Annotated in this window: 12 protein-coding genes; 2 read left to right on the top strand and 10 right to left on the bottom strand. The window is 56.8% G+C overall.

Annotation, left to right across the window (positions count from 1 at the left end):
• Positions 1-3: 3 nt before the first annotated feature.
• From ABU178_RS07895 to ABU178_RS07885, 3 genes are all read right to left on the bottom strand, one after another.
• Entirely contained in the window at positions 4-243 is a 240-nt protein-coding gene (locus ABU178_RS07895; RefSeq protein WP_397213591.1) for a YceK/YidQ family lipoprotein, read from the bottom strand.
• 150 nt (positions 244-393) lie between these two features.
• Positions 394-2,946, bottom strand: a complete 2,553-nt coding sequence (gene mdoH / locus ABU178_RS07890; protein WP_397213589.1) for a glucans biosynthesis glucosyltransferase MdoH — start codon at positions 2,944-2,946, stop codon at positions 394-396.
• The gene (locus ABU178_RS07885) at positions 2,939-4,477 is read right to left on the bottom strand and encodes a glucan biosynthesis protein G (protein WP_397215741.1); all 1,539 of its coding nucleotides are present in this window, start codon (positions 4,475-4,477) and stop codon (positions 2,939-2,941) included. The genes mdoH and ABU178_RS07885 overlap by 8 nt, the downstream gene beginning before the upstream one ends.
• 268 nt (positions 4,478-4,745) lie before the next feature.
• On the opposite strand from ABU178_RS07885, the gene mdoC reads away from it, so the two are divergent.
• Positions 4,746-5,870 (top strand): glucans biosynthesis protein MdoC, encoded by a 1,125-nt coding sequence (gene mdoC / locus ABU178_RS07880; protein WP_397213587.1) that lies wholly within the window; start codon positions 4,746-4,748, stop codon positions 5,868-5,870.
• 29 nt (positions 5,871-5,899) lie between these two features.
• On the opposite strand, the gene ABU178_RS07875 is transcribed toward mdoC, so the two are convergent.
• A complete protein-coding gene (locus ABU178_RS07875; RefSeq protein WP_397213585.1) occupies positions 5,900-7,360 on the bottom strand; it encodes a phosphatidylserine/phosphatidylglycerophosphate/cardiolipin synthase family protein in 1,461 nt (486 codons plus the stop codon).
• Between the two features lie 31 nt (positions 7,361-7,391).
• Positions 7,392-7,961 (bottom strand): O-acetyl-ADP-ribose deacetylase, encoded by a 570-nt coding sequence (ymdB, locus tag ABU178_RS07870; protein WP_397213584.1) that lies wholly within the window; start codon positions 7,959-7,961, stop codon positions 7,392-7,394.
• Between the two features lie 118 nt (positions 7,962-8,079).
• Between ymdB and ABU178_RS07865 the strand changes: the two genes are divergently transcribed.
• On the top strand, positions 8,080-9,243 hold the full coding sequence (locus tag ABU178_RS07865; RefSeq protein WP_397213583.1) for a beta-glucosidase: 1,164 nt from the start codon (positions 8,080-8,082) through the stop codon (positions 9,241-9,243).
• Here the strand turns inward: ABU178_RS07865 and ABU178_RS07860 are convergent.
• The 5 genes from ABU178_RS07860 to ABU178_RS07840 all read right to left on the bottom strand — a co-directional run bounded on the left by ABU178_RS07860 (position 9,231) and on the right by ABU178_RS07840 (position 16,387).
• On the bottom strand, positions 9,231-9,404 hold the full coding sequence (locus ABU178_RS07860; protein WP_397213581.1) for a hypothetical protein: 174 nt from the start codon (positions 9,402-9,404) through the stop codon (positions 9,231-9,233). The genes ABU178_RS07865 and ABU178_RS07860 overlap by 13 nt on opposite strands.
• Positions 9,405-9,760: 356 nt before the next feature.
• Entirely contained in the window at positions 9,761-11,977 is a 2,217-nt protein-coding gene (locus ABU178_RS07855; RefSeq protein WP_397213580.1) for a TonB-dependent receptor, read from the bottom strand.
• Between the two features lie 260 nt (positions 11,978-12,237).
• Positions 12,238-13,614 carry an efflux transporter outer membrane subunit gene (locus ABU178_RS07850; protein WP_397213578.1) on the bottom strand — a complete coding sequence of 459 codons (1,377 nt, stop codon included), beginning with the start codon at positions 13,612-13,614 and terminating at the stop codon, positions 12,238-12,240.
• Positions 13,611-14,705 (bottom strand): HlyD family secretion protein, encoded by a 1,095-nt coding sequence (locus ABU178_RS07845; RefSeq protein WP_397213577.1) that lies wholly within the window; start codon positions 14,703-14,705, stop codon positions 13,611-13,613. The genes ABU178_RS07850 and ABU178_RS07845 overlap by 4 nt, the downstream gene beginning before the upstream one ends.
• A complete protein-coding gene (locus ABU178_RS07840; RefSeq protein ID WP_397213575.1) occupies positions 14,702-16,387 on the bottom strand; it encodes an MFS transporter in 1,686 nt (561 codons plus the stop codon). The genes ABU178_RS07845 and ABU178_RS07840 overlap by 4 nt, the downstream gene beginning before the upstream one ends.
• Between the last annotated feature and the right edge of the window lie 2 nt (positions 16,388-16,389).

The following is a 16,389-nucleotide window of genomic DNA, read 5'->3' as shown; positions in this document are numbered from 1 at the left end:
CCCTTACTCGTAAGGCCCATGCTGCGCATCCATTGGCAGCAATAACGTATCAATAACCAGCGACAGCGGCAGGTCAAGGATCTTCAGGAAACGCCAGCCGCTGTCGCGCACGTCCCACTGTACCCCCGGATAGTATTGATTGCCATGCCCTTGTCCGGGCATGGTGCGACTGATAATACTGCCGCAGCCAGTCAGCAACAGCACGCTGCCGGCGAATATGCTTACTCTCAGAAAACGTTTCACAACTTATAACCCGTCATTTAGCCGCTGCCATTCTACCTGCGCGTCAGCCAGACAATCCACTTTGTTCCCGCTAATCCGCGTAAATTATCCGTAAAGCGCGACAGGATAAAAATGAGACATAAAAAAAGCGGCATTTCTGCCGCTTGTTTTTTATAGCTGATGAGGAAGCACCAGCGGATTCAGCTTCAGCTTCTGATAGCTCTCCACCCACTGATGATACTTATCACTATTTTCCCACAGGCGCGTATGCACGCGCGCCAGCACCACCGGATCGCTGATCAGCTGCAAACGCTGCTCACGATTCAGTTTTTCCGGCGCATCGCTGAGCGCCTGATCGACGCGGCGATCGCGCGCATGGTCCAGCAGCTGGCTTTGCTTATGACGCGATGTCGCCAGCGCGGTCGCCAGGGCATTAAAGGCGGGATGGAACAGCGCATGCATAAAGCCGTTCTTCAGCGCGCGCGCACGATTCTGCTCGACATAACGATCGGTATCTAACAGCTCCTGCGGCGGATCGTACTCTTCCGGAATAAGGAAGAGATTCGCCTGTTTGCTTTTCAGTCCAACCGTGGCGCGGCTGGAAATCACCGAAACGAACGGCGACAGGATCAGCGAAAAAACGATTGGCGACAGCCACCAGAGGAAGTTAAGATCCAGTAGCCCCATTCCCACTGCCCAGACGATACCCAGCAGCATCTGTGAACCGTGGCGGGCAAAGGCCTCTTTCCAGGGGGTCGCATCATCGTCACGCTGCGGCGAATTCCATACCACTTCCCAGCCGAGGAAGGCGCTGACCACGAATACCGTATGGAACAGCATACGCACCGGCGCCAGCAGTACGGAAAAAAGCATTTCCAGCAGCAACGAGACAAAGAGACGCAGCGCCCCGCCGTAGGCTTTCGCTCCTTTGAACCAGATCAGCACCACGCTGAGCAGCTTCGGCAGGAACAGCAGCACCAGTGTGGTGGAGAACAGCGCGATCGCCAGCTCGGGTCGCCACTGCGGCCACACCGGGAACAGCTGACGCGGCTGCAGGAAGTACTGCGGCTCCATCAGCGTATGCACCACCTGCAACGCGGTGGATAAGGCGAGAAACATAAACCACAGCGGCGCAGAGAGATAGGACATCACGCCGGTGAGGAAGACCGCACGGTGCACCGGATGCATCCCTTTCACCAGGAACAGGCGGAAGTTCATCAGGTTGCCCTGACACCAGCGGCGGTCACGTTTCAGCTCATCCAGAAGGTTAGGCGGCAGCTCTTCATACGAACCGGGCAGATCGTAAGCGATCCAGACGCCCCATCCGGCCCGACGCATCAGCGCGGCTTCCACAAAGTCATGGGATAATATCGAACCGGCAAAGGAACCTTCGCCCGGCAGCGGCGCCAGCGCACAATGCTCAATAAACGGCTTCACGCGGATAATGGCGTTATGTCCCCAGTAATGGGATTCCCCTAACTGCCAGAAGTGCAGACCGGCGGTGAACAGCGGACCATAAACGCGCGTGGCGAACTGCTGACAGCGGGCATAAAGCGTATCCATCCCTGAAGCTTTTGGCGATGACTGGATAATTCCGGCATTGGGATTCGCTTCCATCATGCGCACCAGACCGGTAAGACATTCGCCGCTCATTACGCTGTCTGCATCCAGCACCACCATGTAGCTGTACTGGCTGCCCCAGCGACGGCAGAAATCGTCGATGTTGCCGCTTTTACGCTTCACGCGGCGGCGGCGGCGGCGGTAGAAAATTTTACCGGCCCCGCTCACATCGCGCACCAGCTCCATCCAGGCTTTCTGCTCCGCCACGGCAATATCCGCATCGTAGCTGTCGCTGAGGATATAGACGTCGAAATGCTCGCTGTTGCCGGTACGCATCACCGATTCCCAGGTAGCGCGCAGGCCCGCAAAGACGCGCTCCACGTCCTCATTACAGATCGGCATGATCAGCGCCGTGCGATGTTCCGGGTTAAGCGGCTCATCCCCGCTGGTGGAATAAGAGATGCTGTATTTATCACGGCCAATCAGCAGCTGCAGGAAGCCCATCAGCGCCGTCCAGAAACCGGCGGAAACCCAGCAAAACAGAATGGCAAACAGGAACAGAATGCCGGTTTGCAGGATATAAGGCAGGATTTGCAGGAACGACTGCTGCCAGTTCTGGTTGATCATCTCCATGGGATCAAGCAGCGTCCAGCCCTGATAAGGCAAAATGGTTTTCATGTACCAGGTTGCGATAACGGTCTGGAAAATGGTCAGGATCAGCAGGATATAGCGTCGCATTGATCCTACATGACGCCACTTCTCCTCGGCGCGTTGCTCTTCCGCTGAAGCATAGCGCGGCGTGGATTTATGACCGCGCAGCGAAGCCCAGGCGCGCGCAAGCGGGTTGGTACGCCAGGCTTCCGGAAACATCAGCGAACGCGTCACTTTCGGCATCGCCTTCAGCGTGGTGCGATTCAGATAATCTTTACCGAACTGTTGCCCCTCCGCCACCGATTCCGGCCAGGCCATCCGCACACGGGACGACACCGATTTTAACGGCGCATCATCGGCGCGATTGCTTGCGGCGTCGTCCTGACCCAGCGACTCGTGGATATAATGAAACGCCTGCGCCCCTGAGAGGGAGGCGCTGAGCTGTGTCCGGCCTGCCGCATCAAGCGGCAAGGCTTTCAGATAGTTTTGAGGTGTTAAAGTCAGATTATTCATTGGCAGGTAACTGATAGCTCCAGGTTTCCGTCAATGTCTTGTTGCCGCTCACCAGCGCCGCGCGCATCTCCGTGGCCTGCTTGTTGTCTTTCACGCGCAGACGCAACACCAGACGCCAGCCTTTGGTTACCGGGTTATAACGAACGCTCTGTTCCACCACTTCGCCGTTGTCACCCACGCTGACCTGCGGCGCAACCTGGCTGTTTTCCGGCATGGCGCTCATATCTTTACCGACAAAATCAATGGTAAAGGCAACGGTGCCATCTGGCTGACGCACCAGGTTGGATTGCTTCACGTCGCCCGCTGAGCGCAGCGTTGATTTCACCCAGGCGGTATCGTCAGAGTGCAGCTGATTTTCATCGCGGGTAAAGTGGAGACGATATTTGAAATTCATCTCTTTGCCGGGTTCCGGCAGGCTTTCCGGCGTCCAGAAGGCTACGATATTATCGTTGGTTTCATCCGCTGTCGGGATTTCCACCAGCTCTACGCGCCCTTTGCCCCAGTCGCCCAGCGGTTCGACCCAGCCGCTCGGGCGCAGATCATAGCGATCGTCGAGATCCTGATAGTCGCTGAAATCACGCCCACGCTGCAACAGACCAAAGCCTTTCGGGCTTTCGATGGTAAAGGTGCTGACCGCCAGATGGCGCGGGTTATTCAGCGGACGCCAGATCCACTCGCCGTTGCCGCTATGAATGGAAAGCCCGTCCGAATCATGCAGCGCCGGACGGAAGTTCATCACCGGCGACGGCTGATTGGCGCCAAACAGATACATACTGGTGAGCGGCGCCACGCCCAGCTTGCCGACGTTGTCACGCAGGTAAACTTTGGAATCCACGTCCACGGTGGACTCTTGTCCCGGATGAATCACAAAACGGTAAGCGCCCGCCGCGCGCGGGGAGTCGAGCAGCGCGTAGATCACCAGCTGCTTATCCTGGGGTTTCGGGCGCTCAATCCAAAACTCTTTGAAGCGCGGGAACTCTTCGCCGGACGGCAGCGCGGTATCGATCGCCAGGCCGCGTGCGGAAAGACCATAGACCTGACCGGCGCCGATTACCCGGAAGTAGCTGGCGCCAAGGAAGCTGGTGATTTCGTCATCTTTTTTATCCTTTTTATTCAGAGGATAAAGTACTTTAAATCCGGCAAAACCCAGGTTTTTCACCGCGTCCGGATCGTGTTTGACGTTGCCGAAATTGAAGTAATCGGGACTGTATTTGATCTCACGCACCGAATTGGCCGTGACCTCATTGATTTTGACCGGCGTGTCAAAATACATCCCCTGATGATAAAACTCGAGACTAAAAGGCGTACGGAGTTTGCCCCAGTATGCTTTGTCGTGGTTAAACTGGATCTGCTGATAATCAGCAAATTTCATTTCACGAAACTGAGAGGGTAAATTGCTTTTAGGCGCTTCGAAGCTTTTCCCTGCCAGCGCTTTGGCCTGTTTCGCCACATCATCAATATTGAACGCCCAACTATTGTTGGCGTATAACGCAACCAGAACTGCCGCGCCAACCCAGCGCATCTTCACCAGCCCGGTACTATTTTTCACTTTATTCAGCACATCCCCCCCTTTCGTGTGCCCGGATCAAACCCATTTATCTTAAAGGATTATTCTGTGTTCCGACAGCGGAGACAAAAGATTGTTCCCTTATTTCGTAAGCGCAAAACGCCCTTTTCAGATAATTAAACGAAACAGATTCAACTGATAGTATACCTTGTTTACAGCAGGTAGAATTTCAAACTGGCATACTCCGGTTTCAGGGCGAAACCGGCCAAAACGTACTGACGATTGGGATCCTATGAGTACAGTAAAACCTGAACGTGAATATTTCCTTGATTCGATCCGGGCATATTTGATGTTATTAGGCGTGCCTTTTCACGTCTCTCTTATCTACTCCAGCCAGAAATGGGCGGTTAACAGTCTCGATCCGTCACTCTGGCTGACGGTGCTGAATGATTTTATCCACGCCTTTCGCATGCAGGTGTTCTTCGTCATCTCCGGCTATTTTTCCTACATGCTCTATCTGCGCTATCAGCCGCAACGCTGGCTGAAGGTGCGTCTTGAGCGCGTTGGCATTCCGATGCTTACCGCCGTGCCGCTGATCACCCTGCCGCAGTTTTTTATGCTGAAAGCCTGGACGCAAAAAATCGGCAACTGGGACGGCTTTACCCTCTATCAAAAATACAACACGCTGATGTGGGAGCTGATCTCTCATCTGTGGTTTTTGCTGGTGCTGGTGATCCTGACCTCGCTCGGCATGCTCAGTTTTCGCTGGCTGCGCGACCAGCAGCATAAAAGAAACTATTCCCACGTTGGCTGGGGCACGCTGACGCTCTGCCTGCTGGGCTGGGCGCTGGTCTGGTGTTTGTTCCGACGCCTGATTTTTACTTATCAGCCTCTGTGGCTAATGGATGGCCTGTTCAGCATCGCGGTAATGCAGACGCTATTTTTCCTGCCCTTTTTCATGTTGGGCGCGCTGGCCTGGAAACACCCGCCGCTGAAAGCGCTGTTTGTGCGTTTTAACCCGCTGATGTGCTGCGGAGCGGTAGTGACCTTTATCGCCTACATGTTGAACCAGCGTTACAGCAGCGGCGAAGGCTGGCTATATGAAATCGATGCGCTGATCTCAACGTTGATGGGGCTTTGCATGTTGAATCTCTGCTTCAGCTTTGGTCATAAGATGCTCAACTCTCACTCGCCGCGCATCCTCTATCTGGTGAACGCCTCGCTGTTTATTTATCTGGTGCACCATCCGCTGACGCTGCTGTACGGCATCTTTATTACGCCCCATATCGCTAACAACACGCTGGGCTTTTTCTGCGGCCTGCTGCTGGTGTTTGGTATCGCCTTCGCCCTGTATGAAATCCACTTGCGGATTCCGCTGCTGAAATTCCTCTTTTCAGGTAAAAAACCGCGTCAGTAATCTACTGCGGCCAGCCAGGCTGGCCGCGCTTACAGCAGCCACTCTACCGGCAATCGCCACACCAGCCGTACCAGCAGCCGTTGCAGCAAACTGCTGCGCGGCTCGTGCTTGTGCACCACCTCGTTCGCCTCTCCCGGATATTCAATCCAGTTCACCCTGCCCCACTTATCCAGCTTCAGGGTCCAGGCGCGATCGCGCAGCGACTGGCTGAACCGCTGATGAGTCTGCTGCGCCAGCTCGCTGCTCTCAATCACCAGTCCCATCTCGGTATTCAGCTCGGCAGAGCGTGGATCAAAGTTAAACGAGCCGATAAACAGCTTATGGTTGTCCACGGTAAAGGTTTTTGCATGCAGGCTGGAGCCGGAATTCCCGGTCAGACCGCGATCGTGCGGGGTCTCGCTGGCGCTGAACTGCGGTTTGAGTTCATAGAGCGCGATGCCGTGACGCAAAAGCTTTTTGCGCCATTTGGCGTAGCCGGCATGCACAACGGTGACATCGTTCGCCGCCAGCGAATTCGTCAGAATAGCGATTTTCACCCCGTTGCGCTTCAGCGACAGCAGCTGAGCGATACCGGCGCGCGTCGGGACAAAATAGGCAGAGATGATATCGAACTGGTGCTGCGGTTTGCCGATCACCTCCAGCATGCGCTGCGGCAACAGGCTGCCGCGTCGCGCCTTGCCTAATCCTTTGCGCGGATCGTCGCTGAGCAAGCGCGTCTTCGCCCAGGTCATCTTCAGCGTGCCGCTCGCCAGCTGGCTGATAAACTGCGACTCCTCCAGCCGCTGCATATAGCGCGCAACCGGTTCGCTGTTGTGCCACGCCTCCGGCAGCCGTACCGCCTCATGCGGATCCCGGTTGCTCTCTACCACTCGCTGCAACGGCGTGACCGCTTTGCTGCTCCAGTAACGCTCGAAATCTTCCGTGACCTCCTGCACGACCGGGCCGATCGCCAGTACGTCCAGATCGGCAAACAGCGGCTCATTGCCGGTACCAAAATATTCGTCGCCGATATTTCGCCCGCCCACCAGCGTTGCCGCGCCATCCACGGTAAAACTCTTGTTATGCATGCGGCGATTGAGACGGGCAAAATCGGTGAGATAGCCAAGCGCGCGTAGCGTGCGAAACGAAAAAGGGTTGAACAGCCTGATTTCGATATTGGGATGACGATTCATCTCGGCCAGGGTGTCATCCAGTCCCGGCGTATTGTTGTCATCCAGCAGCAGTCTGACCCTGACGCCGCGCGTCGCCGCCTCCAGCAGCGCGCTGAACAACAGTCGCCCCGACATATCGTTTTGCCAGATGTAGTACTGCACATCGATGCTGCGCTGCGCCATGCTCATCAACAGATAGCGTGCGGCGAATGCATCCAGACCGTCGTTAAGCGGATGGATGCCGCTCAGTCCGGGGTGCCTGACAACACGCGCGCCGACAATCTGGCCCAGCCAGGTCTGTGAAAGCTCATCCTGATTAAGATCTAACGCTTCTGCCATTTCTATTCCCTGTCTTAGTCACACTTTTTTATTATTCTCCGTCTCGCGCCCGCTGGCTATACGAGCCTTCCGAGTGTTGCCATTTCACCAGCAGGCGCTCATAGAGCGCAAACGTCTGTTCATCGAAGCAGACAAACCACACCTGCCGCGGCCATTCATTCTGTTGCAGCGTCTCAACCACAGTAGTAAAGGCAATCCGGGCCGCCTGCTCTTTGGGATAGCCATAAATGCCGGTGCTGATAGAGGGAAAAGCCACGCTTTCTATCTGATTTTCGCGGGCAAGCAGCAGGCTGTTGCGATAGGCGTTCGCCAGCAGCCTGGCTTCGTCTTGCGTGCCGCCACGCCAGATTGGCCCCACGGTATGGATCACCGCGCGGGCATTGAGATTACCCGCTTCAGTGATCACCGCTTCACCGGCAGGACATTCGCCCTGCCTGGTGACCACGGCGCGGCAGGCGGCCAGCAATGCCGGTCCGGCTGCGCGATGGATCGCTCCGTCAACGCCGCCTCCCCCCATCAGCGACGAGTTTGCCGCATTAACGATAGCACCCACCTGTAAGCGCGTAATATCGCCACGTATAATGCGCATACGGTTTGTCATCCGTATCTCCTCCTGCCTGCGTCTAAAGCATTGGCCCGCGACAAAATGTCCTGCCTGCTTTTTAGTCTAGACTTAGCGAGACATTCTGTGTCCGGCGATCGCCCGGAAGGAGAGGAAAATGCCCAATCAGCCCCTTACCGCCAGACCGCAGCGCTATCAACCCCGTTTGTTTCGCAGCTTTTTTCAGGGCAGTTTTCCCTGTTCAACCGCCCGCCGGGCGGAGGGCAAGCGACTGGACATGGTGATCAGCAGCGGACACGACATGCTGCTGGATAAAGATTATGCCGCGCTGGCGGAACGCCAGCTGCTCACGGCGCGCGACGGCGCGCGCTGGTATTTAATAGAAAAGCACCCCGGCGAGTATGACTGGCGCACCTTTTTGCCGATGATCCATGCTGCCGAACGGCACGGCATGGAGATTATCTGGGAGCTGGCGCACTTTGGTTATCCCGATCATCTGAACATCTGGAAAAGCGCCTTCGTCGATCATTTCGAACGCTTTGCCCGCGCCATGGCCCGGTTGATGCGCGATGAAGGCATTACGCATCCTTTTTTTACCCCGATTAATCAGATCTCTTTCTGGTCATGGGCGGGCGCTGACGTCGCCTGGCTGAATCCGCACAGCGCGCAGCGGGGCAAGGAGCTGAAACGTCAGCTGGTTCGCGCCTCGCTGGCGGCTATCAATGCTATCCGGGAAGTGTTTCCCGACGCCCGTTTTGTATTAACCGATCCGCTGGTGCAGGTCGCCGCCGATCCGAAAAATCCGGACAGCAAGCCCTGGGCCGACGCCCAGCATCAGGCGCAGTTTGAAGCCTGGGATATGCTGGCGGGCAAGCAGGCGCCTGAGCTGGGAGGCCATACCGGCAATCTCGATATTATCGGCCTGAATTACTATCCCGATAATCACTGGTTCTTTCCTGACAATACTTTGCCGGAGGATCATCCGGCGCGTCTGCCGCTGCATAAGCTTTTGGAGCAGTACTGGGCGCGTTACCACCGCCCCTTGCTGCTGGCGGAAACCGGGGCGGAGGGAGATGCACGCGCGTCCTGGCTACGTAAGGTCAGTGATGAAGTGGCGCTGGCGCTTAACCAGGGAGTGGCGGTAGAAGGCGTTTCGCTTTACCCGGTTGTGGAATATCCGGCATGGGCCGACGATCGCCGCTCGCCCGGCTCGCTGTTTGGTCTCGGCGATCCCAACGGCAATCGCACCCTGCATGAGGCGCTGGCGCTGGAATTACGCAGTCAGCAGATCAAAATGCAGAGCCGCTATCAGGAGCGTTGAGCGGTGGAATGTTTTTTCGTGCAGGATTGAATATTCAGCGCGGGATCGGCGGGATGGCGGACATCGGTCAGCCAGGTCATGGTAAACAGGAAAACCACGCCGATCAGACAGGCCGAGAGCAGGCCGGTAATGGCAATCAGTATGTCATCTCTGGATTCCATCGACATCTCCTTAGGTTCCTGCTTCCTTATCCGACAGTCAGCTCATCCATAGCGTTATCATCAGGACGAAGCTTATAAGAGTAACCGAGGTCACCGCAAGCACCACGATGGCGAAATGCGCATCGTCCAGCGAGTGCCGCAAAAGCTCTTCAGGTTCGTCAGGGGGAGCAGGATGACTCATAGTGGCGTCTTAACGGTTCTGATTAACGGACGGGAAAATGCACGCGCAGCGCCTGTCTCACAAACCCGGGTCTGGGGATACATAGTAGCGGAATCGCGCCAGCAGGCCAGATATTTCTTACTGGCAGCGCACACAGGCAAAAACAGGAACGGGGCGATAATCGCCCCGTTTTTCATCAAAAGTCGTAGCTCATCGATACTTTCAGGGTACGCGGGTCCCCCTGATAGATATAGGTGCCGGTGCCGTCAATATTTGACCAGTACTTCTCGTTGGTTACGTTTTCCACACCGACACGCCAGACCATATCGTTCTGGTTAACTTTGGTGCGGTAACGCAGGCCAAGATCCAGCGTGGTGAAACTGTCCATTTTTTTGGTGTTAGCAGAATCTGCCCATTGCGAACCCGAGTGGTTAACCCGCGCGGTAGCCGTCAGGCCTTCAACCGGCTTGATATCGTACTCGGCACCCAACACAAGGTTATAACGTGGTACGCCGATCGCCTCTTTGCCATTATCCGTGCCGTTTTCCGTTTTGGTCATGATGGGATCGATCCAGGTGGCGCTGCCGTTCAGACGCAGGCCCAGCACCGGCTCGCCAAACACGTTCAGCTCCACGCCACGGTTACGCTGCTCGCCATCCATACTGTAATAATTATTGCTGTTCAGGATGCCGGAGGGCTGCTTGATTTCAAACAGCGCCAGCGATCCGCCGACGCGCTGGAAATCGACCTTGACGCCCACTTCATTCTGTTTGGAATGGGCGATTCCAGTGACCGAGCCGTAGTTAGTCGCCGTATTGGGCGCAACATCGCCTGGCTGGAGAGATTCCGTATGGTTGGCATAGAGCGAAACTGACTGCCAGGGTTTATAAACCACCCCGTAAGTGGGCATCCAGCGGCTTGCGGTATAACGCGTAGAGGTATCTTCGGCGCCGGTAGCGTTGCTGTAGTTACGCACCACAACTTTCTGATGACGCGCGCCTACGGTAAATAACAGCGTGTCGTCAAGCACGCCCAGCGTATCGCTCAGCAGATATCCCTGAATGCGTGAACGGCTGGTGGTCAGCGGATCATGATAGTCGCCACCGGTCAGGTTATTAACTGGATTCGCCACGTCGTCAGTGTGGTAAATATTGGTGCTTTCCGCATTGTCGCCATAAGCCATGCGCCACGCGGTGTTATCACGCTTGGTGACGGCGGAATAGCCAAAATTCACCTTGTGAGAGATAAAACCGGTATCGAAGCTGCCGCGAATGCCCGCCATGCCGCTGAAATTATTGATGATGCGGTTTGTATCGAGACGACCAATAGTGGCATCGCCATCAGCGTCCGTCAGAGTGGGCGAAGCGTAATCACCCAGCTCATGGGAGTGCTGAGCGCCGAGGCCGCCATACAGCGTCCAGTTGTCAGTCAGGTCGTACTCTGCTTTCGCCAGACCATATTCCGTTTCGATGTCGCTGTAGACCCATTTCTGACTGTAGTTATTGCGGTTATCCGGCACATCAGGAACAAAATCGACGCCGCTGATGTTGACGCCCAGGCGCGCATCATGGAAGGTTTTTTTCTGGTAGCCCATATCCAGAGACGTACGCAGGCGATCGCCACGATAATCGAGGCCGATGGAGGCTGCCGTGGTGCGTTTTTTCTCGTCGTGTACTGCGGTTTCCCCTTCACGGTTGATCAGGTTGACCCTTACGCCGAACTGGTTATCGTCACCAAAGCGACGACCGGCATCAACTGTCGCACCGACCTGTGAAGAAGAGGTGTAATCAAGACCCACGCGCGCCAGTGGCGTATCGTCAGCATGTTTCGGCTCAAGGTTGATCATCCCGCCCACGCCGCTGCTCGCCGCGCCGTTCAGCAGTCCATTCGCCCCTTTAAAAATTTCGACGCGATCGATCAGCTGCGCATCCACGACCTGACGCGGCACGATGCCCGGCAGGCCGCCAAAGGTCATGTCATCACCGTCCAAATCAAAGCCGCGAATACGATAGGTTTCAGCGAAGTTGCCGTAGCCCTGCACGTTTTGCACGCCCGCATCGTTACGCACCACGTCCGCGATGGTCTTCGCCTGCTGATCCTGGATCATTTTTGACGTAAAGCCGATCACGTTAAAAGGCACATCCATGGCGTTCTGCTCGCCCAGCATGCCGAGACGACCGCCATGAGCCACCTGCCCGTCGAGATAAGCAGGTACTAACTGGTCGCCGCCGGGTTTGAAATCATTCTCCGGCGCGGCGACCACCGTCATGGTTTGATCCTGACCGCTCTGCGCCGCTGTGGCGGCATCGGCGGCACTGTTTGTAGCAGCAGCCAGCGCCGGCAGCGAGCCGGTGCTGACCAGAAGCGCAAGCAAAGTTGGTTTGAAACGTGGCGTTGAAAGCGTGCGACGCATATGGGTTCCCTAATGCTAAAGATAGTGAGAATCATTATTATTGAGGTTTGCGATTATCCGCAGCGTTACGCTAAATGCAAGTGAAATGTCATGGCCCTGCGCATCAGCGTATTCTCTGAACATCACTGGTTCTGAATTCGCTATAGTGGGTTATCTCAGGGCGAGGCGAGGATGACCGATAATCATCCTGCCTGCATGGATAAAAGTGAGTAAAAAGTGTGGTCTGCATGACCGAAAAGACGTTACCGTCAGGCGAAAGGTTACTTACCCTGCCAGCCGCCGCCCAGCGCGCGGTAGAGATCGATTTGTCCCTGCAGCAGCGAATTTTTCACCGATACCAGATCCAGCTGGGTGCTGAACAGGGTGCGTTGCGCATCAAGCTCATCCAGAAAAGAGGCGTAGCCGTTCTGGTAGCGGTTATGGGCGATGCGTAGCGCTTCCGCTACATATTTTTCCTGCTTCTGCAGCTCCGCCAACTGCTCTTCGCCGCGCCGGATGGCGTCCACGGCGGTATTCACTTCCGAAAAGGCGTTACGCACGACCTTTTCATAGCCATAAAGCGCCTGATTACGCGTGGCCATCGACACATCCACCTGCGCCGTCAGGGCTTCGCGATTCAGCAGCGGCGCCAGTATGCTGCCGCCGACGCTCCAGAGGCGGAACGGATTATCCACCAGCTGATGCAAAACCGAACTTTGCATTGTGCCGCTGGCGGTCAGATTCAACGACGGCAGCAATTGCGCGCGGGCAGAGGCGAGCGAGGCGTCCGCCGCGATCAGCTGGCGCTGCGCCTGTACAATATCTGGCCGACGATTCAGCAGCTGAGAAGGCATTATCGCAGGCAGCTGATGCGGCATGATCTGGTCGAAGCGGCGGCTGCGTGCGATTTCGCGCGGATTCATCCCCACCAGAATGCTTAAGGCATTCTCCTGGTCGGCGATCTGATGTTCCAGCTGCGGCACCTGCGCTTTCGCCGTCTGATATTCCGAGGCGGCCTGCATCCACTCCAGCCGCGAGGTGTAGCCGGTTTCAAACTGACGCTGGGCCAGACGCTGAGAATTTTCACGGGTGGCGAGCGTGGCGCGGGTTACGCGCAGCTGTTCGTCGAGCGCGCAAAGGTTGAGATAGCCTGACGCCACCGAGCTGGCGATGGTCAGCTCCGCAGCCGACGCCGCAGCCTGTTGCGCCGCCAGCGAAGCCTGCGCCGCGCTGATGTCGCTGCTGCGCGCTCCCCACAGGTCCACGTCATAGTTAGCCTGCAGCAATCCCTGGAACACGTCGGTTTGATAAGGTAACCCGGTGACGGAGGAGAGCGTGCGCTCACGCGTTGCCGCGACGCCAGCGCTCAGCGTCGGGTAATTATCGCCCTGCGCCGCACGCAGCTGGGCGCGGTATTGATCGACGCGGGAACGCGCAGTCAGAATATCGGGATTATTGCGCAGCGCCTGCTCCACCAGCCGACTCATGCTCTCATCACCGAACGCGCGCCACCAGCGCGCCTCCACCGGCGCGCCCGGCCCCACCTGATTACGCCACTGCGGCGGAATCGGCAGTGAGGATGGCGCTTTTTCCACCTGGGTTGCACAACCACTGAGCGTCAGGGCCATCAGCACCGCCATCAGCCTTTGTCGACTCATTGCTGCGCCTCGTCTTTTACCGCCGCCGAGGTATCGATATGTACCTCCACCGACATGCCCGGACGCAGTAATTCCTGCTGTGGCGAAAGGATCTTAATGCGTACCGGAATACGCTGGGCGATTTTCACAAAGTTGCCGGTGGCGTTATCGGGCGAGATGGCGCTGAATTCCGAGCCGGCCGCCGGAGAGATATACTCCACGCTGCCGTCAAACTTTTTGCCGTTCAGGGCGTCGACGGTAAAGCTGACCGGCAGTCCGGGCCGCACCCAGGCCAGCTGTGTCTCTTTCATGTTGGCGATGATCCATTTGCTGTTGGGCACCAGCGAGGTCAGACGGGTACCGGCCGTGACGTACGCGCCGGTGCGCACCGAAAGCTGACCAAGCTGACCATCGTCGGGCGCCAGAATACGCGTGTTGGCGAGATCGATTTCCGCCAGCTCCAGCGCCGCTTTGGCGCTTTCCACATCCCCTTCCAGCGCGGCGCGATTCACGATGGTGGTTTGCAAATTTTGCTGGGATACCGCCAGCGTTGCTGTGGCCTGGCGCACCTGAGCCTCAGTCTGCGCGTTCGCCGCGCGCGACGCATCACGTTCACGTACCGACAGCGAACCATCGGCGGCGAGATTTTCCACTCTTTTCAGATCCAGGCCGCTTTTCAACGCCTGCGCTTTGGCGTTTTCGATGGCGGCTTTATTGCTGAGAATCGTGGCTTCGGCGCTGCGACGCTGTTGCAGGTTATTGTTGAGCGCCGCCTGCTTCATCGCCAGCTGCGCCTGCGCCTGATGCACACGCTGGCGATAGATGCGATCGTCAATGGTCATCAGCAGTTGCCCTTTGCGTACCGGCTGCAGATCGATCACCTCAACCGCCGTCAGGTAGCCGCTCACCTGCGGACTGATAAAGGTCACCTGCCCACGCACATAGGCGTTTTCCGTGCTCTGCACCGCATTGGTAAACGGCCACAGCTGCCAGGCATAGAGAATGAGCAATATCCCGACGATGACGATACCGCTGCCTGTGGCAATCGAAAGAATGCGTCGACGATTGACGCGCTCGCGCTCTGCGGTCTGACTCTCACCCTGCTGACTCATTGTTGCTCCGTAGTACTTACTGAAGTGGCTATCATGCGTTGTTCGGCCAGGTTATGACGCGCCTGTCGCCAGTTGAGGTAGCGCTGGCGGCTCAGTCGCCACAGCACCCACATCAGCGTCACCAGCGCCAGTCCGGCCGTGAGAAAATAGGTATCGTTATAGGCCAGTACGTTAGCCTGCAGCGTCGCAACCGTCTGCAGCTGCGTGGTGCTCTGCGCGCTGCGTAAGACGGTGTCGCCCACCAGGTTATTAAACAGCGCGTTGTACTGGTTGATGCGCTCCGTCACGTTGGGGTCGAGCAGCGACAGCCGATCGCCTAACAGGCTGGAGTGATATTTTTCGCGGAACACCTGAAAGGTGCCGAGAATGGCTGCACCGATCAGGCCGCCGAGGTTCTGACTCATGCCGAACAGCACCACGAAGCTCACCAGATTTTTCGGCTGCGTGACCACGTTGCCGATGCCGATCAACATCGCGGGCGCGAGGAAAAAGGTGCTGCTAAAACCGAGCAGAAACTGGCTCAGGTACATGTTATTGGCGCGCGTAAGCGGGCTGGATTGCGCATCCATCAACGAGGCGACGATCATAACCGCCAGCGAGGCGACGATTGGCCAGCTCAGATGGCTCGACTTGATGGTCAGCGCACTAAGGGCCATTCCTGCTATGACGCCCGCGATGATCGCCAGCGCCAGACCGCGCATCTGATCGTTCAGCAAGCCGAGCTGCTGCAGAAAACCCACCGCGCCGGTGTTCTGCTCCGCCAGAACGATACGCATCATAATCATCACGATGCCCAGCCGCAGCATGGTGCCGCTGCTGATCCAGCGCGTGTTGATCAACGGATTTTTACGGTTGTGCTCAATCACGATTGCCGCCACGATCAGCACCAACGCAATCGCCAGAGCGATACCGAGCCATGGCGTGGTAAACCACCATTCGATACGCCCCAGCGACAGCACGCCGCAAAGCAGCGCCATGCCAGGCGCCATCAGGATAAAGGTCAGAAAGTCGAGCTTTTCGAAAACCTTGCTGCGATCCCCCGGCGGCAGTTTCACCACCAGCACGCAGCCGAGCGCAATCATCGCCAGACCAAGCTCAAACAGGTAAAGTCCGCGCCACTCTTCCAGCTCCAGCAGCTCGCTGGAGAAGAGACGCGCCAGCGGTATCGCCAGCTGCGAAGCGGTAATACCGATCACCAGCGCTTTCAGCCGGTGCTTCGCCGGCCAGGCCTGAACCTGATAGTAGATGCCCAGCGAGCTGAGCGCCGCGCCCACCATGCCGTGGGCGGTACGCACGATAATCGCAGAACTTAAATCGTTCGCGAAGAGATGAAAAAAGGCCACCAGCACATAGAGCACCAGAAAGGCTTCGGTGAAGGCACGTAGTCCGAACTGCTGTCTGAACTTCACCAGCATCAGGTTAATGGAGATATTGCCCATCACATACACCGCCGGCAGCCAGGCGATTTCATTGGTATAAGCGGCGAAGGTGCCCTGTAAACTGGTGAGGTTGGCGGTAACCAGCGCGTTACTCAGCGCGCCGGTAATGGAGATCAATAAGCCGATAAGTCCAAACGCGATGCGTTTTGGCGTGGAGTGCAACGGCGTAGAAGGCGAACCCGGCATTGTCGGTTTTTCATGAGGCAGCCATTCGCGCGGTGCATAAGGATTACGTTTCGCCAAAA

The sequence above is a fragment of the Pantoea osteomyelitidis genome (assembly GCF_044342975.1).
GTDB lineage: Bacteria > Pseudomonadota > Gammaproteobacteria > Enterobacterales > Enterobacteriaceae > Pantoea > Pantoea osteomyelitidis.
Note: the sequence above shows the minus strand (reverse complement) of the source record. Positions and strands in the feature narration are given on the sequence as shown.